At 62.1% G+C, this 19,868-nt stretch carries 22 protein-coding genes and 3 pseudogenes; 17 read left to right on the top strand and 8 right to left on the bottom strand.

All coding sequences use genetic code 11. The features are described from left to right. The first annotated feature begins 161 nt into the window (after window positions 1–161). Entirely contained in the window at window positions 162–581 is a 420-nt protein-coding gene (locus tag ACS5Q8_RS27380; RefSeq protein ID WP_465159650.1) for a hypothetical protein, read from the top strand. A gap of 56 nt (window positions 582–637) precedes the next feature. Beyond that, window positions 638–739, top strand: a pseudogene (locus tag ACS5Q8_RS27375) (DUF6124 family protein); the annotation flags it as partial. 174 nt (window positions 740–913) lie between these two features. Here the strand turns inward: ACS5Q8_RS27375 and ACS5Q8_RS27370 are convergent. Continuing rightward, window positions 914–1,135 (bottom strand): hypothetical protein, encoded by a 222-nt coding sequence (locus ACS5Q8_RS27370; RefSeq protein WP_247403026.1) that lies wholly within the window; start codon window positions 1,133–1,135, stop codon window positions 914–916. 103 nt (window positions 1,136–1,238) lie between these two features. Between ACS5Q8_RS27370 and ACS5Q8_RS27365 the strand changes: the two genes are divergently transcribed. From ACS5Q8_RS27365 to madM, 11 genes are all read left to right on the top strand, one after another. Next, window positions 1,239–1,679: a group II truncated hemoglobin gene (locus tag ACS5Q8_RS27365; protein WP_247403023.1), complete on the top strand. Its 441-nt coding sequence runs from the start codon at window positions 1,239–1,241 to the stop codon at window positions 1,677–1,679. 43 nt (window positions 1,680–1,722) lie between these two features. Continuing rightward, window positions 1,723–2,103 carry a rhodanese-like domain-containing protein gene (locus ACS5Q8_RS27360; RefSeq protein ID WP_465160375.1) on the top strand — a complete coding sequence of 127 codons (381 nt, stop codon included), beginning with the start codon at window positions 1,723–1,725 and terminating at the stop codon, window positions 2,101–2,103. A 164-nt stretch (window positions 2,104–2,267) separates the two neighbouring features. Continuing rightward, on the top strand, window positions 2,268–3,938 hold the full coding sequence (gene mdcA / locus ACS5Q8_RS27355; RefSeq protein ID WP_465159649.1) for a malonate decarboxylase subunit alpha: 1,671 nt from the start codon (window positions 2,268–2,270) through the stop codon (window positions 3,936–3,938). Beyond that, window positions 3,939–4,787: a triphosphoribosyl-dephospho-CoA synthase gene (locus ACS5Q8_RS27350; protein ID WP_465159648.1), complete on the top strand. Its 849-nt coding sequence runs from the start codon at window positions 3,939–3,941 to the stop codon at window positions 4,785–4,787. Next, window positions 4,787–5,086: a malonate decarboxylase subunit delta gene (locus ACS5Q8_RS27345; protein ID WP_276195280.1), complete on the top strand. Its 300-nt coding sequence runs from the start codon at window positions 4,787–4,789 to the stop codon at window positions 5,084–5,086. The genes ACS5Q8_RS27350 and ACS5Q8_RS27345 overlap by 1 nt, the downstream gene beginning before the upstream one ends. Beyond that, entirely contained in the window at window positions 5,079–5,921 is an 843-nt protein-coding gene (locus ACS5Q8_RS27340) for a biotin-independent malonate decarboxylase subunit beta (RefSeq protein ID WP_276195279.1), read from the top strand. The genes ACS5Q8_RS27345 and ACS5Q8_RS27340 overlap by 8 nt, the downstream gene beginning before the upstream one ends. Continuing rightward, window positions 5,918–6,688, top strand: coding sequence for a biotin-independent malonate decarboxylase subunit gamma (gene mdcE / locus ACS5Q8_RS27335; protein ID WP_276195278.1), 771 nt, complete (start codon window positions 5,918–5,920; stop codon window positions 6,686–6,688). The genes ACS5Q8_RS27340 and mdcE overlap by 4 nt, the downstream gene beginning before the upstream one ends. Continuing rightward, on the top strand, window positions 6,682–7,278 hold the full coding sequence (locus tag ACS5Q8_RS27330) for a malonate decarboxylase holo-ACP synthase (protein ID WP_443696208.1): 597 nt from the start codon (window positions 6,682–6,684) through the stop codon (window positions 7,276–7,278). Before mdcE ends, ACS5Q8_RS27330 begins: the two co-directional genes overlap by 7 nt. Next, window positions 7,275–8,174 carry a malonate decarboxylase subunit epsilon gene (gene mdcH, locus ACS5Q8_RS27325; protein WP_465159647.1) on the top strand — a complete coding sequence of 300 codons (900 nt, stop codon included), beginning with the start codon at window positions 7,275–7,277 and terminating at the stop codon, window positions 8,172–8,174. Before ACS5Q8_RS27330 ends, mdcH begins: the two co-directional genes overlap by 4 nt. A gap of 66 nt (window positions 8,175–8,240) precedes the next feature. Next, window positions 8,241–8,633 (top strand): malonate transporter subunit MadL, encoded by a 393-nt coding sequence (gene madL, locus ACS5Q8_RS27320; protein WP_276195275.1) that lies wholly within the window; start codon window positions 8,241–8,243, stop codon window positions 8,631–8,633. 5 nt (window positions 8,634–8,638) lie between these two features. After that, window positions 8,639–9,403, top strand: coding sequence for a malonate transporter subunit MadM (madM, locus tag ACS5Q8_RS27315; protein ID WP_276195274.1), 765 nt, complete (start codon window positions 8,639–8,641; stop codon window positions 9,401–9,403). 96 nt (window positions 9,404–9,499) lie between these two features. On the opposite strand, the gene ACS5Q8_RS27310 is transcribed toward madM, so the two are convergent. Next, window positions 9,500–10,420, bottom strand: a complete 921-nt coding sequence (locus ACS5Q8_RS27310) for a LysR family transcriptional regulator (RefSeq protein WP_426099983.1) — start codon at window positions 10,418–10,420, stop codon at window positions 9,500–9,502. A 145-nt stretch (window positions 10,421–10,565) separates the two neighbouring features. Between ACS5Q8_RS27310 and trhA the strand changes: the two genes are divergently transcribed. Further along, window positions 10,566–11,183, top strand: coding sequence for a PAQR family membrane homeostasis protein TrhA (gene trhA, locus ACS5Q8_RS27305; protein WP_276195272.1), 618 nt, complete (start codon window positions 10,566–10,568; stop codon window positions 11,181–11,183). A 171-nt stretch (window positions 11,184–11,354) separates the two neighbouring features. Here trhA and ACS5Q8_RS27300 read toward each other — a convergent pair. Beyond that, window positions 11,355–11,825, bottom strand: a pseudogene (locus ACS5Q8_RS27300) (LysR substrate-binding domain-containing protein); the annotation flags it as partial. Between the two features lie 45 nt (window positions 11,826–11,870). Between ACS5Q8_RS27300 and ACS5Q8_RS27295 the strand changes: the two are divergent. Continuing rightward, a pseudogene (locus ACS5Q8_RS27295) lies at window positions 11,871–11,996 on the top strand (transporter substrate-binding domain-containing protein); the annotation flags it as partial. Between the two features lie 18 nt (window positions 11,997–12,014). On the opposite strand, the gene ACS5Q8_RS27290 reads toward ACS5Q8_RS27295, so the two are convergent. Beyond that, complete coding sequence (locus ACS5Q8_RS27290; protein WP_276195271.1) at window positions 12,015–12,734, bottom strand: 16S rRNA (uracil(1498)-N(3))-methyltransferase; 720 nt, start codon at window positions 12,732–12,734, stop codon at window positions 12,015–12,017. Between the two features lie 91 nt (window positions 12,735–12,825). After that, on the bottom strand, window positions 12,826–14,232 hold the full coding sequence (locus ACS5Q8_RS27285; protein WP_426099984.1) for an adenosylmethionine--8-amino-7-oxononanoate transaminase: 1,407 nt from the start codon (window positions 14,230–14,232) through the stop codon (window positions 12,826–12,828). 270 nt (window positions 14,233–14,502) lie between these two features. Between ACS5Q8_RS27285 and ACS5Q8_RS27280 the strand changes: the two genes are divergently transcribed. After that, window positions 14,503–15,054 (top strand): cytochrome b, encoded by a 552-nt coding sequence (locus tag ACS5Q8_RS27280; protein ID WP_465159646.1) that lies wholly within the window; start codon window positions 14,503–14,505, stop codon window positions 15,052–15,054. Between the two features lie 32 nt (window positions 15,055–15,086). Continuing rightward, a complete protein-coding gene (locus ACS5Q8_RS27275; RefSeq protein ID WP_017844972.1) occupies window positions 15,087–15,683 on the top strand; it encodes a YceI family protein in 597 nt (198 codons plus the stop codon). Between the two features lie 68 nt (window positions 15,684–15,751). On the opposite strand, the gene rhlE2 is transcribed toward ACS5Q8_RS27275, so the two are convergent. From rhlE2 to ACS5Q8_RS27260, 3 genes are all read right to left on the bottom strand, one after another. After that, window positions 15,752–17,653 carry an RNA helicase RhlE2 gene (rhlE2, locus tag ACS5Q8_RS27270; protein ID WP_426099985.1) on the bottom strand — a complete coding sequence of 634 codons (1,902 nt, stop codon included), beginning with the start codon at window positions 17,651–17,653 and terminating at the stop codon, window positions 15,752–15,754. A gap of 222 nt (window positions 17,654–17,875) precedes the next feature. Next, a complete protein-coding gene (locus ACS5Q8_RS27265) occupies window positions 17,876–18,679 on the bottom strand; it encodes a substrate-binding periplasmic protein (RefSeq protein WP_443700023.1) in 804 nt (267 codons plus the stop codon). Window positions 18,680–18,742: 63 nt separating this feature from the next. Next, window positions 18,743–19,825 (bottom strand): hypothetical protein, encoded by a 1,083-nt coding sequence (locus tag ACS5Q8_RS27260; protein ID WP_276195268.1) that lies wholly within the window; start codon window positions 19,823–19,825, stop codon window positions 18,743–18,745. Window positions 19,826–19,868: the final 43 nt, after the last annotated feature.

Genomic DNA, 19,868 nt, shown 5'->3' with positions numbered 1-19,868 from the left:
TGGTACGGTGTTGGGCATTCCTGAGCACGTGTTGCTGCGCGCCGCTGGTGTTGCTCAGACCATCGCAAAAACCACCCATCCGGATTTTGGATCATGGTGGGGAGGTGATCCTTTTGGTGATGACCCGCGAGATCAATATTGGATAAGGAGAGGTATTGAGTATGCGATTTCTCAAGGCCACTGAAGGCTTCATACCGATCCTGCGTAACTGTCTGTTAGTGGTCTGCCTGATTTATATCGCGGGCAGTTGGGTCATGTCGCCCGGGACACCGGATCTGGATGAGGTGGTGTTGAAACATTCCTTGGGCAACGGCACCTCCATCTACGGCGCGCGGAATGGGCAGGGTGGTGCGACGGTGGGCTTTTCCTACAGGTACTACGTTCATAAGGACCTGGGGAGTGATCAGGAAATACTCACAGGGTTGGTGTCGGCTCATCCATTTCTGAAAACCAAAGAACCCGATGTGCAAGTGAGTGAGCATGAGGGCGTGCTTCGATTGGATATTCAGGGGGGCGTGTATGAGTACAACAGCTATGCCCTCGAAGGTCTTGGAGCGGTCAAGGTAGTGATGGCGTTGTGATGGACCGGCCTTCGGATTCTTCCAGCAATATTTTGCGCCCTGCATGAACGTGTCGCTCGCAGCGCGCAATCATGCTCGGAATCCAGCAAATGGCGGCGTTGGGGCAGCTGCTGGTCGACGGAGCGCTGGAGCAAGTCAGCCCTTCTCCAGCATCTTGAAACTTTCCCAAACAGCGACTGATCACTCCCTTTTGGGAACCACTATTTAAAAGACACCACCGAACAAATGTGGGAGGGGGCTTGCCCCCGATGGCGGTGTGTCAGTCTCAGTATCTGTAACTGAGCCACTGCCATCGGGGGCAAGCCCCCTCCCACACAGGTTAGCGCTCGTCTTCATCGTTCAATGACCGGTTGCTCTGGATGCTCGGCCTGCCACAAGTCGTAGGCGCTCAGCCCGACCCCTGACTGCCAACCACTGCCGTCATCGCCGATTGGCAGAGCATGTAACTGCCAACGCATCTGCCATCTTCGTGCTCGAATATTTAAGTATTTGTTATCAATCAATAAAAAACACATTTCCGCTCTTGGCATGGCGCGTGCTAACTGCCTGGTCATGGCCCGTTCCGATAAGCGACGGCGGCGTCATCTGCCAATGGCAGTGCTGGGTGACGCATGCGCTTGCCGGCGGGATAAAGTTCCAACATTGAGTGCTGACGATATGACTGAACTATTGAGTACCGCGCATAAGAACACCACCAGTACTTATCTCCAGTTAGGGGGAGAGGCGGGTATCCATAAACTGGTCGACCGCTTTTACGAACTGATGGAGGTGTTGTCCGAGGCGCGAATAGTGCGTCAGATGCACCCACCGAGTCTCGCCGGCAGCGCCGACAGTCTATTCAAGTTCCTGAGTGGCTGGCTTGGCGGCCCGCCACTGTTTCAACAGGAACGTGGTCATCCACGTTTGCGCATGCGACATGCGCCTTTTGCAGTCAGTGTTGTCGAGCGCGACGAATGGATGCTGTGCATGCGTCAGGCAATCAATGAGCAGGTGGATGACGCAGCCCTGAATGCGAAGCTGCAACGTATGTTTTCCGAGATGGCCGACCACATGATTAATACCGATGGGCGCCGCGCAGGTGTTGCGGCGCCGCTTTGAACGTCGGGCAACTCTCCCAACTGGACGCTTCCCAAATACCATGATTAAAACTGCCCACGATCTTGTAGTAGAGGCTAAGGCCCGTATCGAAGAAGTTGCCATCGAAGACGTTGACCTGGCTATCCAGAATGCGGATGTACTGATTGATGTACGTGAAGCCGACGAGTATGCCGCAGGTCATATATCGGGCGCTGTGCATGCGTCGCGCGGCATGCTGGAATTTAAACTGACCAACGATACCGCGCTCAGTTCGCGAGACCTTAAGGTCGTGCTGTACTGCAAAACGGGTGGTCGCGCTGCGCTCGCGGCTGTATCGCTGCTTGATATGGGCTACCTGCACGTAACATCGATCACTGGAGGGTTCGACGCATGGGTGAGTGCGCAAAAGCCGATTGTGGTTCCGCATTTACCTCGCTTCGAGTAGCACCGTGGGCTGCTTTGGGGGGCATGTTGCTCCCCATTAGGCTTAACCCCGTGTTTGTTGTCGATTCATTACTCCAGCCGTAACGATCCGCCGCCCAGCTTGATTGATGCCCCCCTGAATCACTCCTAAGGTACAGCCCACGACAGCAAACCCGTGGAGCGACCATGACAACAATAATTACCCCCGACTCGCGCTGGACGCGGCGGCGCGATGAAAAGCAGCGGCGGCTCGGGCTGGTCAAGCAGTATGCGGATGGGGCTGTGCTGCCCAGCGACAAAATCGTCGAGGCCCTCGAAGCCCTGATCCTCCCCGGCGACCGCGTGGTGCTGGAAGGCAATAACCAGAAGCAGGCGGATTTCCTCTCGCGCTCCCTGGCCAAGGCCGACCCGGCCAAGCTCCGCGATTTGCACATGATCATGCCCAGTGTCGGCCGGTCCGAGCACCTGGACCTGTTTGAAAAGGGCATCGCACGCAAGCTCGACTTCTCCTTCGCCGGCACCCAATCCCTGCGCATCAGCCAGTTGCTGGAAGACGGCCTGCTGGAAATCGGCGCGATCCACACCTACATCGAACTCTATGCCCGGCTGGTGGTGGATCTGATCCCCAATGTGGTGCTTTCGGCCGGTTTCATGGCCGACCGCGCCGGTAACATCTACACCGGCGCCAGTACCGAAGACACCCCGGCGTTGATCGAGCCCGCCGCGTTCAGCGACGGCATCGTCATCGTGCAGGTCAATCAGTTGGTGGACGACGTCACTGACTTGCCCCGCGTCGACATCCCGGCCAGTTGGGTGGATTTTGTGGTGGTGGCCGACAAGCCTTTCTACATCGAACCGCTGTTCACCCGCGACCCGCGCCACATCAAGCCGGTGCATGTGCTGATGGCGATGATGGCGATCCGGGGCATCTACGAAAAACACAACGTGCAGTCGCTCAACCACGGCATCGGTTTCAACACTGCCGCCATCGAATTGATCCTGCCCACCTACGGCGAATCCCTGGGCCTGAAGGGCAAGATCTGCCGCAACTGGACCCTCAACCCGCACCCCACGCTGATTCCCGCCATCGAAAGTGGCTGGGTCGAAAGCGTGCATTGTTTCGGCACCGAACTGGGCATGGAGAATTACATCGCCGCCCGCCCGGACGTGTTCTTCACCGGCCGCGACGGTTCCATGCGCTCCAACCGGATGTTCTGCCAACTCGCCGGCCAATACGCGGTGGACCTGTTTATCGGCGCCACCCTGCAAGTGGACGGCGACGGGCATTCCTCCACGGTCACCCGTGGCCGCCTTGCCGGTTTTGGCGGTGCGCCGAACATGGGCCACGACCCGCGCGGTCGCCGCCATGGCACCCCGGCCTGGCTCGATATGCGTCACGAGGATGCCCCCGAAGCACTCTTGGAGCGCGGCAAAAAGCTCGTGGTGCAAATGGTCGAGACGTTCCAGGAGGGCGGCAAACCGACCTTCGTCAACACCCTCGACGCGGTGGAAGTGGCGCGTAAAAGCGGCATGCCCCTGGCGCCGATCATGATCTACGGCGACGACGTCACCCACCTGCTCACCGAAGAAGGCATCGCCTACCTGTACAAGGCGCGTTCCCTGGAAGAGCGCCAGGCGATGATCGCCGCCGTCGCCGGGGTGACCGCCATCGGCATGCGCCATAACCCCAAGGACACCGCACGCATGCGTCGCGAAGGCCTGATCGCCTTGCCCGAAGACCTCGGCATCCGCCGCACCGACGCCACCCGCGAATTGTTGGCCGCCAAGAGCGTGGCCGATCTGGTGGAGTGGTCCGGTGGTTTGTACAACCCGCCCGCCAAGTTCAGGAGCTGGTAAATGCGCGCCCTCAAACTGCACGAACTCAGCCTCGCCGAACGCCTGGCGGACCTCGCCGTCGACGCGTTGATCGACGAAGCCGACCTGTCGCCCAAACCCGCCCTGGTGGACCGCCGTGGCAACGGCGCCCACAGCGACTTGCACCTGGGCCTGATGCACGCCTCGGCGCTGTCCTTGTGGCCGATGTTCCTGGCAATGGCCGAAGCCGCCCTCGACATCGGCGAAGTCGGCTTGCCCCTGCGCGAAGCCCTCGGCCGCATTGGTCGCGACGGTGAGCAGGCGATGCTCGTCACCACCGACGGCGTGAACACCCATCGCGGTGCGATCTGGGCCCTCGGCTTACTCACCGCCGCAGCGGCACTGGAGCCGCAATTCTGCACCCCGAATGCCGTGACCTTAAACGCGGCAAAACTGGCCCTGCTCGACGATCGCTATGCCCCGCAACCGATGAGCCACGGCGCGCAGGTGGCGCAACGTTACGGCGCACGCGGTGCCCGTGAAGAAGCCCAACTGGGTTTCCCTTCAGTGCTGCAACGCGGCCTGCCGCAACTGCACAAAAGCCGCCAGCAACAGGCCGGTGAGCAGAACGCACGCCTGGATGCCTTGCTCGCGATCATGACCGACCTGGCCGACACCTGCGTGCTCTACCGCGCTGGCCCCGCCGGCCTGCACGCCATGCAACACGGCGCGCAAGCGGTGCTCGACGCCGGCGGCAGCGCCACCCTCGCGGGGCGCCGCCACCTGCACGAACTCGATCAACAGCTGTTGGCCCTGAATGCCTCCCCCGGTGGCGCCGCCGACCTGTTGGCCGCCTGCCTGTTTATCGACCGCCTCGACGGAGCGTTTTGATGGAAACTTTATCCTTTGAATTCCCCGCCGGGCAGCCGCCCAAAGGCCGCGCGCTGGTGGGGTGTGTCGGTTCGGGCGACCTCGAAGTGCTGCTGGAACCGGGCACGCCCGGCATCCTGACCATTCAGGTGCAGACCTCGGTGAATGGCGCCGAACAACGCTGGCAGCACCTGTTCGAGCGGATCTTCCTGGAGCAGACACCGCCAGCACTGAACATTGATATCCACGACTTCGGCGCCACCCCCGGCGTGGTGCGCCTGCGCCTGGAGCAGGGCTTCGAGGAGATCGGCCATGACTGACTTGCTCAGCAAACACAGCTTCGTCGAACTGGGCGCACGGCAGCGGGCCAAGGCCTTGTTGGACGCGGGCTCTTACCGTGAACTGATCGACCCGTTTCAGCGAGTCATGTCGCCCTGGCTCAGCCTTCAGGGCGTGGTGCCCCAGGCCGATGACGGTGTGGTGATCGGCAAAGGCCGCATCGCCGGCAAGCCGGTGGTGATCGCCGCGATCGAAGGCAACTTCCAGGGCGGCAGCCTCGGTGAAGTCGGCGGCGCAAAAATCGCCGGCGCCCTTGAGCTGGCGGCCGAAGACAACCGCAACGGCATCCCGACCTGCGCCGTGCTGCTGCTGGAAACCGGTGGCGTGCGCCTGCAGGAAGCCAACCTGGGCCTGGCGGCGATTGCCGATATTCACGCCGCGATTGTCGATCTGCGCCAGTATCAGCCGGTGATCGCTGTGGTGGCGGGCAGCGTCGGTTGCTTTGGCGGCATGTCCATCGCCGCCGGGCTGTGCAGCTACCTGGTGGTGACCCGCGAAGCGCGGTTGGGCCTGAACGGTCCGCAGGTGATCGAGCAGGAAGCCGGCCTGGACGAATACGATTCCCGCGATCGGCCCTTTATCTGGAGCCTGACCGGCGGCGAGCAACGCTTCAACAGCGGCTTGGCCGACCGTTACGTGGCAGACGATGTCGCGCAGATTCAGCAGACCGTCAGCGCGTTGTTGCAGCTCGGTTTGCCGGCCCAACAACGCAGCCGCCGGGCCGACTTCTATCTGGCGCGCCTGGCTGAGCTGGACGCCGAACCGCAAATCGACCCGGCGACGGTTCGCGATCTGTATCAGGGAGAACGCTCATGAGAGGTTTGCAGTGGTTCAACGCATTGAGTGCCGGCGCCCAACCTGTGGAAGGGTTGCCGAACTCGCTGAAAGTCGCCGATGGCGTATTGGGTGAACACCAGGTGCGCTTTATCGCCGTGGTCCCCGACGCGCAAAACCGCTTCCCCCGCGCACGCAACGGCGAAGTCGGCTTGCTCGAAGGGTGGGGTTTGGCCAAAGCCGTGGATGAAGCCATCGCGACGGGCGACAAACGCCCATTGATCGCCATCGTCGATGTGCCGAGCCAAGCCTACGGCCGTCGCGAAGAAGCCCTCGGCATTCATCAAGCCCTGGCGGCTGCCGTCGACAGCTACGCCCGCGCCCGTCTGGCCGGGCACCCGGTGATCGGGTTGTTGGTGGGCAAGGCCATGTCCGGTGCGTTCCTCGCCCACGGTTACCAGGCCAACCGCTTGATCGCCCTGCGCGACCCCGGCGTGATGGTACACGCCATGGGCAAGGCCTCGGCGGCGCGGGTAACCCTGCGCAGCGTCGAAGAACTCGAAGCCCTGGCCGCCAGCGTGCCGCCGATGGCCTATGACATCGACAGTTATGCCAGCCTCGGTTTGCTCTGGGAGACCCTATCGGTCAGCCAGATTGAACAGCCGACGAAGGACGATGTGGCGCGGGTCAGCGATTGCCTGGTCAATGCGATCAGGGATGTCGATGGCCGTGATTTGAGCGGTCGCCTCGGCGCCACCAATCGTTCTGCCTCCAGCCATGTCCGCCAACTGCTGCGGGCGCAATGGTGAACGCTCACGACCTGCTCTGGGGCATGACCCCGGCGCATGTCCCTGCCGATGCGCCGGCCTGGGTGCTGGCGGCGCTCGGTGCCGGGCAGCCGGTGGTGGTCCGTCGCGCCATTGCGCAACCGGGCCATGTGGCGGTCGGCGTGCGCGGGCGTTTGCGCGAGCAGCGTTTCGCCGCCGAAATGCCGCTGGCGCTGGTGCAACGGCGGGTGGTGCCGGAAGCGCTGCGCGAGGTGATCTCGCCCCGCGATGTACCGGCATTGCGCGCGCTCGCTCAATTGCGGCCGGTGCTGGCGCAGAAGGACTGGGGCGTCAGCGGCAGTGCGGGTTTTGAATTGGCCACGGGCATTGAAGCGCTGCATGACAGCAGCGATCTGGATTTGATCCTGCGCACCCCAGAGCCGCTTGAACGACGCGACGCCGGGGACTTGCTGGCGATCCTGGACACGGCAGCCTGCGTTGTGGACCTGCAACTGCAAACCCCGTTTGGCGCCGTCGCCTTGCGCGAATGGGCGGGCTCGTCACGCCGCGTGCTGCTCAAAGCCGCCAGCGGTGCGCATCTGGTGATTGATCCCTGGCAGGCGCTGATATGAGCAGCCTGCTGGTGTTTCCGGGGCAGGGCGCGCAACGGCCCGGCATGCTCGGGCATCTGCCCGCGCCGGTGCTGGACGAAGCCAGCGCGGCCTTGGGTGAAGACGTGCGCCAGCTCGATTCTGCGCGGGCCTTGGCCAGTACCCGCGCCGTGCAGTTGTGTCTGTTGATCGCGGGCGTGGCCCATGCGCGTCTGCTGGAGCGCACGCCGGATTATGTGGCGGGCTTGTCCATCGGCGCTTACCCGGCGGCGGTCATTGCCGGGGCCCTGGACTTTGCCGACGCGGTCAGACTGGTCAGCCTGCGTGGCGAATTGATGCAGCAGGCTTATCCACAGGGCTACGGCATGACCGCTTTGATCGGCCCGGACTTATCCACTGTCGAAACCCTGTTGGCCGAAATCCATAGCCCCGAAACCCCGGTGTACCTGGCCAATATCAACGCCGATAACCAGACGGTGATCGCCGGCAGCGATGAAGCGATGCAGCGCGTGGCCCAGCGCGTCAAAGGCAACGGCATCGCCAAGCGTCTGGCCGTCAGCGTGCCGTCCCATTGCGCGCTGCTGCAGCGGCCGGCCCAGGCGCTGGCTGAAGCGTTCGTCACGCTCAAGGCTCCGCGTATCACCTACCTGAGTAGCACACGGGCGCGGCCGATCCACGACCCTGCGCAGTTGCGCGACGACCTGGCCTTCAACATGTGCCGCGTGGTCGACTGGCGCGGCACCGTGCAAAGCGCCTATGAGCGCGGCGTGCGCCTGCAAATCGAACTGCCCCCCGGCGCCGTACTCACCGGTTTGTCACGCCGCGTGTTCGAACAAGGCACGGTGATCGCCTGCGAAGGTGCGCGCCTGGACACCGTGCAGGCCCTGCTGGAAGAGGAGGAACACCGCCACCGATAAAGCACTACCCAAGGCTTTCGAAGCACAAAAACAAAAAATCGATCGAGCACTTTGAGGACAACAACAATGATTATCTATGGTGTGGCGTTTCTGGCGCTTTGCACGTTGGTCGGGCTGTTTGTGGGCGAACTGCTGGGTAAATGGATGGGTATCCCGGCCAACGTCGGCGGGGTTGGCATCGCCATGTTGCTGTTGATCGGCCTGGGCAGTTACCTCAGCAAGCGTGGCTTGTTTACCGTTAAGTCGGAACAAGGCGTGAGCTTTTGGGCGGCTATCTATATCCCGATTGTGGTGGCCATGGCTGCCCAGCAAAACGTCTATGGCGCCATCAGTGGCGGGCCCATGGCGATCTTGGCCGGGACGTTTGCGGTGGTGCTCGGGTTTGCCTTGGTGCCGGTGCTGATGCGCATCGGCAACCAGGAGCCAAGCGCTGTTGTTCCCACTAAAGATGCCGGGTGATCGCTATGTACGAATCGATGATGAAAGTGATCACCGGCTACGGCCTGATCAGTGGTTTCGCGGTAATCGGCTTGACCATGTGGGTGTCCTACTGGATTTCCAACACGTTCACCAAAGGCCGTCTGCACGGCTCGGCCATCGCCATTTTGTTGGGGTTGCTGCTGTCATACGTCGGCGGCGCCTTCACCGGCGGCGCCAAGGGTGTGGTGGATATCCCGTTGCTGTCAGGCATTGGCCTGCTCGGTGGGGCGATGCTGCGGGACTTCGCCATCGTGGCCACGGCATTTGGCGTGAGTGTGGATGAGCTCAAGCGAGCCGGGTACGTTGGCGTACTGGCGTTGTTTATCGGCGTGGGGTCGTCGTTTATCGCCGGTGTGTCGGTGGCCATGGCATTTGGTTATACCGATGCCGTAAGCCTCACCACCATAGGCGCCGGGGCGGTGACCTATATCGTCGGCCCGGTGACCGGTGCCGCGATTGGCGCCAGCTCCGAGGTTATGGCGCTGTCCATTGCCGCGGGGCTGATCAAGGCCATCCTGGTGATGGTGATGACCCCGTTTGTAGCGCCATTGATTGGCCTGAACAACCCTCGCAGCGCCGTTATCTTCGGCGGCCTGATGGGCACATCCAGCGGTGTGGCGGGAGGCCTGGCGGCAACCGATCCGAAGCTGGTGCCTTACGGCTGCCTGACAGCGGCGTTCTATACGGCGCTGGGATGCTTGCTGGGGCCGTCGTTGCTGTTTCTGATCATGCGTGGCTTGGTGGGTTGACGGGGCCGCAGGCAAGCCTGCTCCCACCTATTGACCGAGTATGCTCAGGCGGCTCGGTCAACGGCAGGCGCCGGGCTTGCCCCCGATAGCGGTCTGTCAGGCTGTCACCTGGCGATTGGCATACATCCGACACTCCGCCAACAACGCCAGTAAATTCGGGTCGCGCTCCTTGGCCTTCAAGAACACCACCCCGATATGCTGCTGCAACCGATACCTGGGTTGCAGCGGTATCAGCTTCACGCGGTTCTCATACACCGCCGCAATCCTTCCCGGCAGCAGCGCATAACCCACCCCCGAACTGACCATGCTCAGCAGCGTGAAGATGTCATTGACCTGCATCGCCACCTTCGGCTCGAACCCCGCTTGCTTGAACACCCGGTTGCCGTCCTGGTGGGTGGCGAAGCCCTGGGTGAGGGTGATGAACGTGGCGTCACGCACGTCGGCCAGGTCGATTTGCTGCTCGCGGTCGAAGGGCGAATCGGCGGGCGTGGCGAGGAAGATGTCGTCGGAGAACAGCGCAATCTGCGCACAGTCGGGATCGTTGGCGTGTTCGTCGAGGGAGATGAGGATCGCGTCGACTTCCATGTTCTTGAGCTTGTACAGCAGGTCGAAGTTGGAGCCGAGGATCAGGTCGATGTTGAGTTCGCTGCGGCGGATTTTCAGGCCCATGATCAGTTGCGGCACGGTTTTCACCGTCAGCGAATACAGCGAGCCGAGCTTGAAGCGTTCGGCGGAGAACCCGGCGGCTTCGCGGGTCAGACGCACGCTGTCGACCACGTCGGCTATCAGCTTTTGCGCACGTTCTTCGAGCACGTAGGCGCTTTCCAGCGGGGTGAGGTTGCGGCCTTCATGCTTGAACAGCGGGCAGCGCAGGGCGTTTTCCAGGGAGTGGATGGCGCGGTGTACGCTGACGTTGCTGGTTTGCAGCTCGGCGGCGGCGCGGGCCAGGTTGCCGGTGCGCATGAACGCCAGGAAGATTTCCAGCTTTTTGAGGGTGAACTCTTCGTCGATCAGCATGGCCGTGGCTCTTGTTCGAATACGGCCGATTGTGCCCGCAAAACCGCGCGGCGTCGCCGGAACGTCATAAGGCCCTTGCACTCTTATGCGCAAGGCGGGACGCTTGTCAGGCAGCGGTTAACGGTTACAAGGGGGGCAGTGACAGATGTACCACGGGGAACGATTCAACGCCTGGAGCCATTTGCTCGGTGCAATCGCGGCGTGTGTGGGCGCCGTGTGGATGTTGGTGGTGGCGAGCCTGGATGGCAGCCCCTGGAAGATTGTCAGCGTGGCGATTTATGGCTTTACGCTGATGGTGCTGTACAGCGCGTCGACGGTGTATCACAGCGTGCAGGGGCGGCGAAAAGCGATCATGCAGAAGGTCGATCACTTTTCGATCTACCTGTTGATCGCCGGCAGTTACACGCCGTTTTGCCTGGTCAGTTTAAGAGGCCCGTGGGGCTGGACGCTGTTCGGGATCGTGTGGGGGCTGGCGGTGGTCGGCATTCTGCAGGAGATCAAGCCGCGTTCCGAGGCGCGGGTTCTGTCGATCGTGATCTACGCGGTGATGGGCTGGATCGTGCTGGTGGCCGTCAAACCGCTGATTGCGGTACTGGGCACGGCGGGGTTTATCTGGCTGGCGGCGGGCGGTGTGTTGTACACCGTTGGCATCATCTTTTTTGCCTTGGAGGATCGCCTGCGGCATTCCCATGGGATCTGGCATTTGTTTGTGATCGGCGGCAGTTTGCTGCATTTCGTGGCGATCATGCATTACGTGCTCTAACGCACGACGCGGTCAAAAAAATGTGGGAGGGGCGGTGCGACGATTCGACTTGCCCCCGATGGCGGTGTGTCAGTTGGCAAATAAGCTGGCTGAACCACCGCCATCGGGGGCAAGTCGAATCGTCGCACCGCCCCTCCCACATTGGTTCTTCAGTGGGGTTGAGGGCGCTGACTACAGGCGTTCCAGCAGCTCCCGGGCACGCTCACCGAAGATCTGCAGCAGGTTGGCCAGCATGTGCGGCGGCGGTTCGTAGGCGCGGGTCAGGGCGTACAGGGTGATCGGCAGCGGCGGCGTGAGCGTGCGGATGCGGGTGGTCGCCGTCGACGCGCCGAGGGCGGTGAAGGGGTCGGCGCTGGACAGGCCAATCAACCGCGCTCCCGCCAATTCCGCCAACGGCAGCGGCTTGCGGGTTTGCGCCTCGGTCCAATAGCCCTTGGACGCCAACGCGACCAAGGCTCCGTTGGCCAGCACTTGGGTGGTGAGCCCCGGGTGGCCGGCGAAGTTGAGGGTCAGCGCCAGGTCGATTTCGCGCATCAACAGCTTCTGCACCAACTCGCGGCTATGGTCGCTGGACAGCTCGCAGGCAATGTCCGGGTAAGCGCGCTGCCACTGCAGAATCGCCGGTGGCAGCAACGAGAGGGCCTGGCGCCTCGCGCCGCTTAAATCGTCATCACCCGAGAACCAACGATCGATGGGATTTACCGGCGCTGGTTTGAACAGCCAATCCCACCGAAGGGCCTGAACCTGGAGTTTCCGATGAGCGCCGAGTTGAAGGCGATCTTTGCTACGCCAGTGAGCGATCCGGTGGAATAAACCCTTTCCTCGGGTTGGTCAGAAGTCGCCCCACAGTTGTTGGGCGACCGACAGCGCGACAACCGGTGCGGTTTCGGTGCGCAATACGCGCGGGCCGAGGCGGGCGGCATGGAAGCCGGCGCCTTGGGCGGTGTCGATTTCAGGATCGGTCAAGCCGCCCTCGGGGCCGATCAGAAAGGCCAGGCTCGACGGCTTGGCATGGCTGATCATCGGCTCGGCGACCGGGTGCAGCACCAGCTTCAGGTCCGCCTCGGTCTGCTTCAGCCAATCGGCGAGTAACAGCGGCGGGTGAATCACCGGCACCGTCGAACGCCCGCATTGCTCACAGGCACTGATCGCCACCTGGCGCCAGTGCTGTAGGCGTTTGTCGGCGCGTTCGTCCTTGAGGCGCACTTCACAGCGCTCGCTGAAAATCGGCGTGATGGCGTTGACGCCCAGTTCGGTGGCTTTCTGGATCGCCCAATCCATCCGCTCGCCCCGGGACAGGCCCTGGCCGAGGTGAATGTGCAGCGGCGATTCGGTCTGCCCGGCGAATTGCTCGGTCAGTTGCACGCTGACGCGTTTTTTACCGACCTCCAGCAACGTGCCGCGAAATTCCTGGCCGGAACCGTCGAACAGTTGCACGGCATCGCCTTCGACCATGCGTAGCACGCGGCTGATGTAATGCGCCTGGGCTTCGGGCAATTCATGCTCGCCGAGGCTCAACGGGGTGTCGGTGAAAAAGCGGGACAGTCTCATTTCTGTTCTCTGGAAAAATACAAAACCTGTGGGCGCCGAGCTTGCCCGCGATGACGGTCGACCTGGCACCCGATCAGTCGAGTGAGCCTAATCAGCCCGGATCGCGAAAGCCTGGGTGAAAGTCCTTCGGCACGGCAACGCTGACGGTGCTGTTGGTGGCGATATCAATCCCTTCACTCGCCACTTCGGCCAGGAAGTCGATCTGCTCCGGCGTAATCACATACGGCGGCAGGAAATACACCACGCTGCCCAACGGCCGCAGCAGCGCACCGCGCTCCAGGGCGTGTTCGAACACCTTCAGGCCACGGCGTTCCTGCCACGGGTAGGCGGTTTTGGTGGCTTTGTCCTGGACCATCTCGATGGCCAGCACCATGCCGGTCTGGCGCACTTCCGACACGTGGGGGTGGTCCACCAGGTGTGCGGTGGCCGTGGCCATGCGCTGGGCCAGGGCCTTGTTGTTTTCGATGACGTTGTCTTCTTCGAAAATATCCAGGGTCGCCAGGGCCGCCGCGCACGCCAGCGGGTTGCCGGTGTAGCTGTGGGAATGCAGGAAGGCGCGCAGGGTGTGGTAGTCGTCGTAGAAGGCGCTGTAGACGTCTTCGGTGGTGACCACCGCCGCCAGCGGCAGGTAGCCGCCGGTGAGCGCTTTGGACAGGCACAGGAAGTCCGGGCGGATGCCGGCCTGTTCACAGGCGAACATGCTGCCGGTACGGCCGAAGCCGACGGCGATTTCGTCATGGATCAGGTGTACGCCGTAGCGGTCGCAGGCTTCGCGCAGCAGCTTGAGGTACACCGGGTGATACATGCGCATGCCGCCGGCGCCCTGGATCAGCGGTTCGACGATTACGGCGGCGACCGTGTCGTGGTTGTCGGCCAGGGTCTGTTCCATGGCCAGGAACATGTTGCGCGAGTGTTCTTCCCAGCTCATGCCCTCGGGGCGCAGGTAGCAATCCGGGCTCGGTACTTTGATGGTGTCGAGCAGCAGCGCTTTGTAGGTTTCGGTGAACAGCGGCACGTCGCCCACCGACATCGCGGCGATGGTTTCGCCGTGGTAGCTGTTGGTCAGGGTGACGAAGCGCTTTTTGTTCGGCAGGCCACGGTTGAGCCAATAGTGAAAGCTCATCTTCAGCGCGACTTCGATGCATGACGAGCCGTTATCGGCGTAGAAGCACCGGGTCAGGCCTTCAGGCGTCATCGCCACCAGGCGCTCGGACAGTTCGATCACCGGCTGGTGGCTGAAGCCGGCGAGGATCACGTGTTCCAGTTGGTCGACCTGGTCTTTGATGCGCTGGTTGATGCGCGGGTTGGCGTGGCCGAATACGTTGACCCACCAGGAGCTGACGGCGTCGAGGTAGCGCTTGCCTTCGAAGTCTTCCAGCCATACGCCTTCACCCCGCTTGATCGGGATCAGCGGCAGTTGCTGGTGGTCTTTCATCTGGGTGCAGGGATGCCACAGCACCGCGAGGTCGCGTTGCATCCACTGGTTGTTCAAGCCCATCGTCTATCTCCTCGAAGCGGTCCTGCATCTTCGCAGGCGAAACAATCGCGCAAGCCTATGCAATGGAGGCCCGTGTCACAAGCCATTGTGGGGAATTCGCGGTAAACATGGGACGGACTGTCACGTTTCTTGGGAATAGTCTTAATCCCTCGTTAACGTATCGTGCCTAGGCTTATGATCATATTTCTCGATATTTCAAAGCAAAAATTTGCGCTTTAATTCGATAGGTAAATCGTTAGTCTTGAGCACAGTTCTTACGGGATTAAGTACATGCAGCTACGTAACTCACCAGCCCGCTACGGCTGGGTCAGCATGGTGTTGCACTGGGGCGTGGCCCTGGTGGTGTTTGGTCTGTTCGCCCTGGGCTTGTGGATGGTCGGTCTCGACTACTACAGCACGTGGCGCAAAGACGCGCCGGACCTGCACAAAAGCATCGGCATCACGCTGTTCGCGGTGATGCTGGTGCGTATTGTCTGGCGCCTGATCAGCCCGGCGCCGCCGGCGCTGGCCAGCTACAGCCGCCTGACGCGGATCGGTGCTGCCTTTGGCCATGCGTTCCTTTATGTCGGTTTGTTTGCCGTGATGATTGCCGGTTACCTGATTTCCACCGCAGACGGTGTGGGTATCCCGGTGTTTGGCCTGTTTGAGATTCCTGCTGTGGTTTCCGGCTTGCCGGACCAGGCAGACACCGCTGGCGTGGTGCATCTGTACCTCGCCTGGGTGCTGGTGGTTTTCGCCGGCTTGCATGGCGTAGCCGCGTTGAAGCACCACTTTATCGATCGTGATGCGACCCTCACGCGAATGCTGGGGCGCAAAGCCTGATGTTCAACCTCGACTCACAAGGAATAGAAAGCATGTTGAAAAAGACTCTCGCCGCTCTGGCAATCGGTTCTGCTCTGCTGTCGGCAGGTCAGGTGATGGCCGCTGACTATGTTGTCGACAAAGAAGGCCAGCACGCCTTCGTCGATTTCAAGATCAGCCACTTGGGCTACAGCTTCATCACCGGTACGTTCAAGGACCTGGACGGCAAGTTCAGCTTCGATGCCGCCAAGCCTGAAGACAGCAAGATTGAGTTCAACGTCCGTACCGCCAGCGTGTTCACCAACCACGCCGAACGTGACAAGCACATCTCCAGCAAAGACTTCCTGGACGTTGGCAAGTTTGCCGATGCCAAGTTCGTCTCCACCAGTGTTAAAACCACCGGTAAAAATGCTGCGGGCCAAGTCACTGCCGACGTGACCGGCGACCTGACCCTGCACGGCGTGACCAAGCCGATCGTTGTCAAGGCCACCTTCCTGGGTGAAGGCAAAGATCCATGGGGCGGCTACCGTGCCGGTTTTGAAGGCACCACCAGCTTCAATCGCCAGGACTTCGGCAAGCAGATGGACCTGGGCCCAGCGTCCAACAATGTTGAGCTGTACGTGACGTTTGAAGGTGTGAAAGCGAAGTAATTTTCGCCCGCCACACAAAAATGCCCCGGATCTCACGATCCGGGGCATTTTTTATGACGCTTTGAAAATCAGCGGTTGCGGGTCAGCAGCGCTGGTTTTTCACCACGAGGACGGCCTGGCAACTGATCCAGTTGCTCGGGTGTCGGGAAGCGATCGGCTTTCGACTCCTTGTGGATGATCTTTGGTGCCGGGCCGCCGCGCGGGTTTTGCACCGCTGGCTCGGACAACTGTGGCTGGTCGTCACGGGCTGGGCGGCGGTTGTTGCTACGCGAGTCTTCGCGACGCGCCTGGCCATCACGCGGTGCGCCGTTACGCGGGCCGCTGCGCTTGGCCGGTGGGGTGCCGGTGGTGCCGCCGCTGCTGTTGCGCGGGCCGTTCTGGCGCGCGCCCTGTGGCTGACCGCCACGGGGTGCGGCCGTGCCGGTGCCAGCGCCCGGAGCCGGAGCGCCTGGACGACGGCCACGGCCCTGGGCCGGTTTGGCCTGAGGCACGTAGTCGACGCGGTTACCGAAGTTATCCACATCGTCGTCGAGGAACTCGTCCGGCGCGCGGTCGGCGCTGGCGCGTGGCGTCTGGCTTGGCTGGCTCGGCTGACGCTGTTCGCGAGCCGGGGTGCCTTCACGGGGTTTCTGCTCGCGGGCCGGGCGTTCGCCACGGCCGTTGGTTGGCGCTTTTTCCTTGCCGCCCTTGTCCTTGCCCTTGTCGCGACGACCACCGCCGCCACCGCCGCCGTTCGGGCCATCGCCCTTCGGACCGCGTGGGTTGCGCGGGTTACGCACGTCCGGACGCTCGCGCACTTCAGGCTTCTCGGCCTCAACGGCGCTGGAATCGAAGCCCATCAGGTTGCCGTCGGCAATTTTCTGCTTGGTCATGCGTTCGATGCTTTTCAGCAGTTTTTCTTCGTCCGGCGCTACCAGGGAAATGGCTTCGCCCGAACGACCGGCGCGGCCGGTACGGCCGATACGGTGTACATAGTCTTCGTCGACGTTGGGCAGCTCGAAGTTGACCACGTGCGGCAGTTGGTCGATATCCAGGCCGCGTGCGGCAATATCGGTGGCCACCAGGATGCGTACTTCACCGGCCTTGAAGTCGGCCAGCGCTTTGGTGCGCGCGTTCTGGCTCTTGTTGCCGTGGATGGCGACGGCGGAGAGGCCGTGCTTGTCCAGGTACTCGGCCAGGCGGTTGGCGCCGTGCTTGGTGCGGGTGAACACCAGCACCTGTTCCCACGCGCCATGGGTGATCAGGTGGGCGAGCAACGAACGCTTGTGGCTGGCAGCCAGGCGGAACACGCGTTGCTCGATACGCTCGACCGTGGTGTTCGGCGGCGTGACTTCGATGCGTTCCGGGTTGTGCAGCAACTTGCCGGCCAGGGCGGTGATGTCGTTGGAGAACGTTGCCGAGAACAGCAGGTTCTGACGTTTGGCCGGCAGGCGGGCGAGGACCTTTTTCACGTCATGGACAAAGCCCATGTCGAGCATGCGGTCGGCTTCGTCCAGCACGAGGATTTCCACGTGGGACAAATCGACGCTGCCTTGGCCGCACAGGTCGAGCAGACGACCCGGGCAGGCGACGAGGACGTCAACGCCACGGGACATGGCCTGAACCTGTGGGTTCATGCCGACGCCGCCGAAGATGCAGGCGCTGACGAACTTCAGGTCGCGGGCATACAGCTTGAAGCTGTCATGCACTTGGGCGGCGAGTTCGCGGGTAGGGGTCAGGACCAGTACGCGCGGTTGGCGCGGGCCATGACGCTGGGACTTGTCCGGGTGACCGTTGGGGAACAACCGCTCCAGAATCGGGAGGGCGAAACCGCCGGTTTTACCAGTACCTGTCTGAGCCGCAACCATCAGGTCGCGACCTTGCAACACGGCGGGAATGGCCCGCTGTTGCACCGGAGTAGGCTCGGTATAGCCCGCTGCCTCGATGGCGCGGACTAAAGCCTCGGAGAGACCGAGGGAAGCAAAGGACATGAGTAATCCTGTTCTAGTTAGGGCTTGGCCCAAAGGGATAATCTTGCCGGGCGTGAATGGCGCTTAGGGGAGCGCAATCCCGTCCGGTCCTGCTGCGTCTGGCGGGCACTCCACCGGCTCGCGCGGGCTTGAAAGCTGCGCAGTAGCGGGGTTGGGTGCCTTTTTCAAGACCTCAGCGGCCGGGCGTAAGCCTGGCGGGAAGGCCGGAGTATAACAGAGCAATCACGGCGCGCTGCTTTCCTGCTGCTCAACGGTGTGTTCAGGCAGTGTAATCGGCTCGGCTGCGGTTTGAATACCACCATATTTGGCGCTCAAGGCGGTGTAGGCCGGCTCTTGCTTGAAGCGCTTGAGTTCAGCGGCAAAGCGCTGCACCAGCAGGTCCATGCCGGCGCCACGGCGCACCGCGAGGAACTGCTGCTGGTGGCTGATCACGACGGGCGCCTGGCTGACCTTGCCTTCCAGGCCCAATGCGTTGATCACATGCTGAGCGACCCTGCGGTCAGTCACCAGCAGATCGATGCGGCCAAGCATCAATTTGCCGAAGTTCGCTTCATGAGTCGGCGCCGGCTCGCGATGGAACAGGCTCGATTCGCTGAATTGCGCGCCATACAGGTAGCCCGGCGAGGTGCCGACGGTCAGGTTGCGCAGCTCGTCGAGGGTCTGGGCCGGGTGGGGCCGCTCATTGGCGTAGAACAGCACGAACTCCACCTCCGACAGCGGTTCGCTGGGGTACAACAGCAGGGCATCGCGCTCATGGCTGTGGAAAATATCCAGCGCGCCGTCGGCGTGGCCTTGTTCGAGCATGCTCAGGCAGCGTTTCCATGGCAGGAATTGCCATTGCACATCGACGCCCAGGCGCTGGAACACGATCACCGTGGTTTCATAGTCCAGCCCGCGCATGGTGCCGTTGTCGTCGTACACATAGGGCGCCCACGGCTCGGTGACAATGCGCAACTTCTCGCCGTAAGCGGCCAGGCTCAGGCAAGTGAAAAATGTCGCGGTCAACAGCTTGAGAATCACGGGCATGGCCTGAGGTTACGACGCTCCTGCGTTAAAGAGAAGCTCTGGCACACGCATCTGCGGGGATCGCTAGTGGGCTGGCGAGGTCATCAAGTGTTCGTAGATTGCGGTGCGCCGCTCGCCGAGAATCAGCCTGACCGCCGGGTTGGCGAACCAGTGTTCCAATTGGTGGGCGTCGAACGGACGCTTTTGGCGCTGTTCCTGATTCTGTCGCGCCTTGTCCCACCACGCCGGGCCGCACGCCCGGTCGAACTCGTTTTCGTGCTCGTAGCAACCGTAGAGAATTTCGCGGATGAACTGTTGCTGGTGCTTGGGCAAGAGCAGGGTGATCAGCTTGTACATCAGGCGCTGCAGGCGCGGTGGTCGCGGCAAGTGGGAGGAGACCTGCCGCGTGTCGGCCAGGGCCTGCGCGCTGGTGGGGGCGGCCGCGTGCTTGGCGACCCACGCTTTGACCTTGGCGCGGAACAGCTGCTTGCGGCTCCAGTAGTGGTGGATCAGGTCCGGGCACCCGCGCACGTTGAGGGTGCGGTAGGCGGCGATCGACAGGCAGAACTCTTCCAGGGTGTAGGCGCCCTGGGCGTGAGGGAACAGTTCGTCCATCAACTCGATGGAGTGATCGAGGATGTGCGCGTCCTGTTGCGTCAGGCCGATGACCCCGGAGTTGAGATTCATCATGTCATCGTCGGCCAAGCCCATGTCCAGCAGGCGTTGGTGCAACGCGGAGTAGAGAATGTTTTCGTGGTTGTCGCCGTACTTTGAGTAGAAATCGTTGCACAGCAGGGTGCCGGGCTGCACGCGCTCGAACAGGGTCGTGGGCGAATGGTGGAAGAACGTGTCGGTGTCGATCAGCAGCGCCACTGGCGATTCTTTCAGCACCTGGCGCAGCACCACATGTTTGGTGCGGAAGTGATAACCGTGGGGCTCGCTCCAGCGTTTGCGGGTGGCTTCGTCCAGCGGGCGCACACGCACCGGCAGCAGGCGATAGGGTTCGGGGTTGTCGCTGAAGACCTGGATGTCTATGGCGGCGTCCGGAGTCTCCTGCAGAAAAGCCAGCGCACTGGCGATGCTGAAGACGGCCTCCTGGTGATAGGTCTCGGCGCCGAAAACCAGATAGACCAGTTGCGGGCGGGAAGTCGGGGGCGCGGTATTCATGGACTGCTGGGTTCCGTGGGCATGTAAAACGACAAAGGCCCTC

It is taken from the genome of Pseudomonas sp. PAMC25584, from assembly GCF_058135675.1.
Note: the sequence above shows the minus strand (reverse complement) of the source record. Positions and strands in the feature narration are given on the sequence as shown.

What these genes read in the sequence shown, in the direction of transcription:
- ACS5Q8_RS27380 (WP_465159650.1), top strand. Translation starts at nt 162, where the DNA reads ATGCGATTTCTCAAGGCCACTGAAGGCTTCATACCGATCCTGCGTAAC.
- ACS5Q8_RS27370 (WP_247403026.1), bottom strand. Translation starts at nt 1,135, where the DNA reads ATGACCAGGCAGTTAGCACGCGCCATGCCAAGAGCGGAAATGTGTTTT.
- ACS5Q8_RS27365 (WP_247403023.1), top strand. Translation starts at nt 1,239, where the DNA reads ATGACTGAACTATTGAGTACCGCGCATAAGAACACCACCAGTACTTAT.
- mdcA (WP_465159649.1), top strand. Translation starts at nt 2,268, where the DNA reads ATGACAACAATAATTACCCCCGACTCGCGCTGGACGCGGCGGCGCGAT.
- ACS5Q8_RS27350 (WP_465159648.1), top strand. Translation starts at nt 3,939, where the DNA reads ATGCGCGCCCTCAAACTGCACGAACTCAGCCTCGCCGAACGCCTGGCG.
- ACS5Q8_RS27345 (WP_276195280.1), top strand. Translation starts at nt 4,787, where the DNA reads ATGGAAACTTTATCCTTTGAATTCCCCGCCGGGCAGCCGCCCAAAGGC.
- ACS5Q8_RS27340 (WP_276195279.1), top strand. Translation starts at nt 5,079, where the DNA reads ATGACTGACTTGCTCAGCAAACACAGCTTCGTCGAACTGGGCGCACGG.
- mdcE (WP_276195278.1), top strand. Translation starts at nt 5,918, where the DNA reads ATGAGAGGTTTGCAGTGGTTCAACGCATTGAGTGCCGGCGCCCAACCT.
- ACS5Q8_RS27330 (WP_443696208.1), top strand. Translation starts at nt 6,682, where the DNA reads ATGGTGAACGCTCACGACCTGCTCTGGGGCATGACCCCGGCGCATGTC.
- mdcH (WP_465159647.1), top strand. Translation starts at nt 7,275, where the DNA reads ATGAGCAGCCTGCTGGTGTTTCCGGGGCAGGGCGCGCAACGGCCCGGC.
- madL (WP_276195275.1), top strand. Translation starts at nt 8,241, where the DNA reads ATGATTATCTATGGTGTGGCGTTTCTGGCGCTTTGCACGTTGGTCGGG.
- madM (WP_276195274.1), top strand. Translation starts at nt 8,639, where the DNA reads ATGTACGAATCGATGATGAAAGTGATCACCGGCTACGGCCTGATCAGT.
- ACS5Q8_RS27310 (WP_426099983.1), bottom strand. Translation starts at nt 10,420, where the DNA reads ATGCTGATCGACGAAGAGTTCACCCTCAAAAAGCTGGAAATCTTCCTG.
- trhA (WP_276195272.1), top strand. Translation starts at nt 10,566, where the DNA reads ATGTACCACGGGGAACGATTCAACGCCTGGAGCCATTTGCTCGGTGCA.
- ACS5Q8_RS27290 (WP_276195271.1), bottom strand. Translation starts at nt 12,734, where the DNA reads ATGAGACTGTCCCGCTTTTTCACCGACACCCCGTTGAGCCTCGGCGAG.
- ACS5Q8_RS27285 (WP_426099984.1), bottom strand. Translation starts at nt 14,232, where the DNA reads ATGGGCTTGAACAACCAGTGGATGCAACGCGACCTCGCGGTGCTGTGG.
- ACS5Q8_RS27280 (WP_465159646.1), top strand. Translation starts at nt 14,503, where the DNA reads ATGCAGCTACGTAACTCACCAGCCCGCTACGGCTGGGTCAGCATGGTG.
- ACS5Q8_RS27275 (WP_017844972.1), top strand. Translation starts at nt 15,087, where the DNA reads ATGTTGAAAAAGACTCTCGCCGCTCTGGCAATCGGTTCTGCTCTGCTG.
- rhlE2 (WP_426099985.1), bottom strand. Translation starts at nt 17,653, where the DNA reads ATGTCCTTTGCTTCCCTCGGTCTCTCCGAGGCTTTAGTCCGCGCCATC.
- ACS5Q8_RS27265 (WP_443700023.1), bottom strand. Translation starts at nt 18,679, where the DNA reads ATGCCCGTGATTCTCAAGCTGTTGACCGCGACATTTTTCACTTGCCTG.
- ACS5Q8_RS27260 (WP_276195268.1), bottom strand. Translation starts at nt 19,825, where the DNA reads ATGAATACCGCGCCCCCGACTTCCCGCCCGCAACTGGTCTATCTGGTT.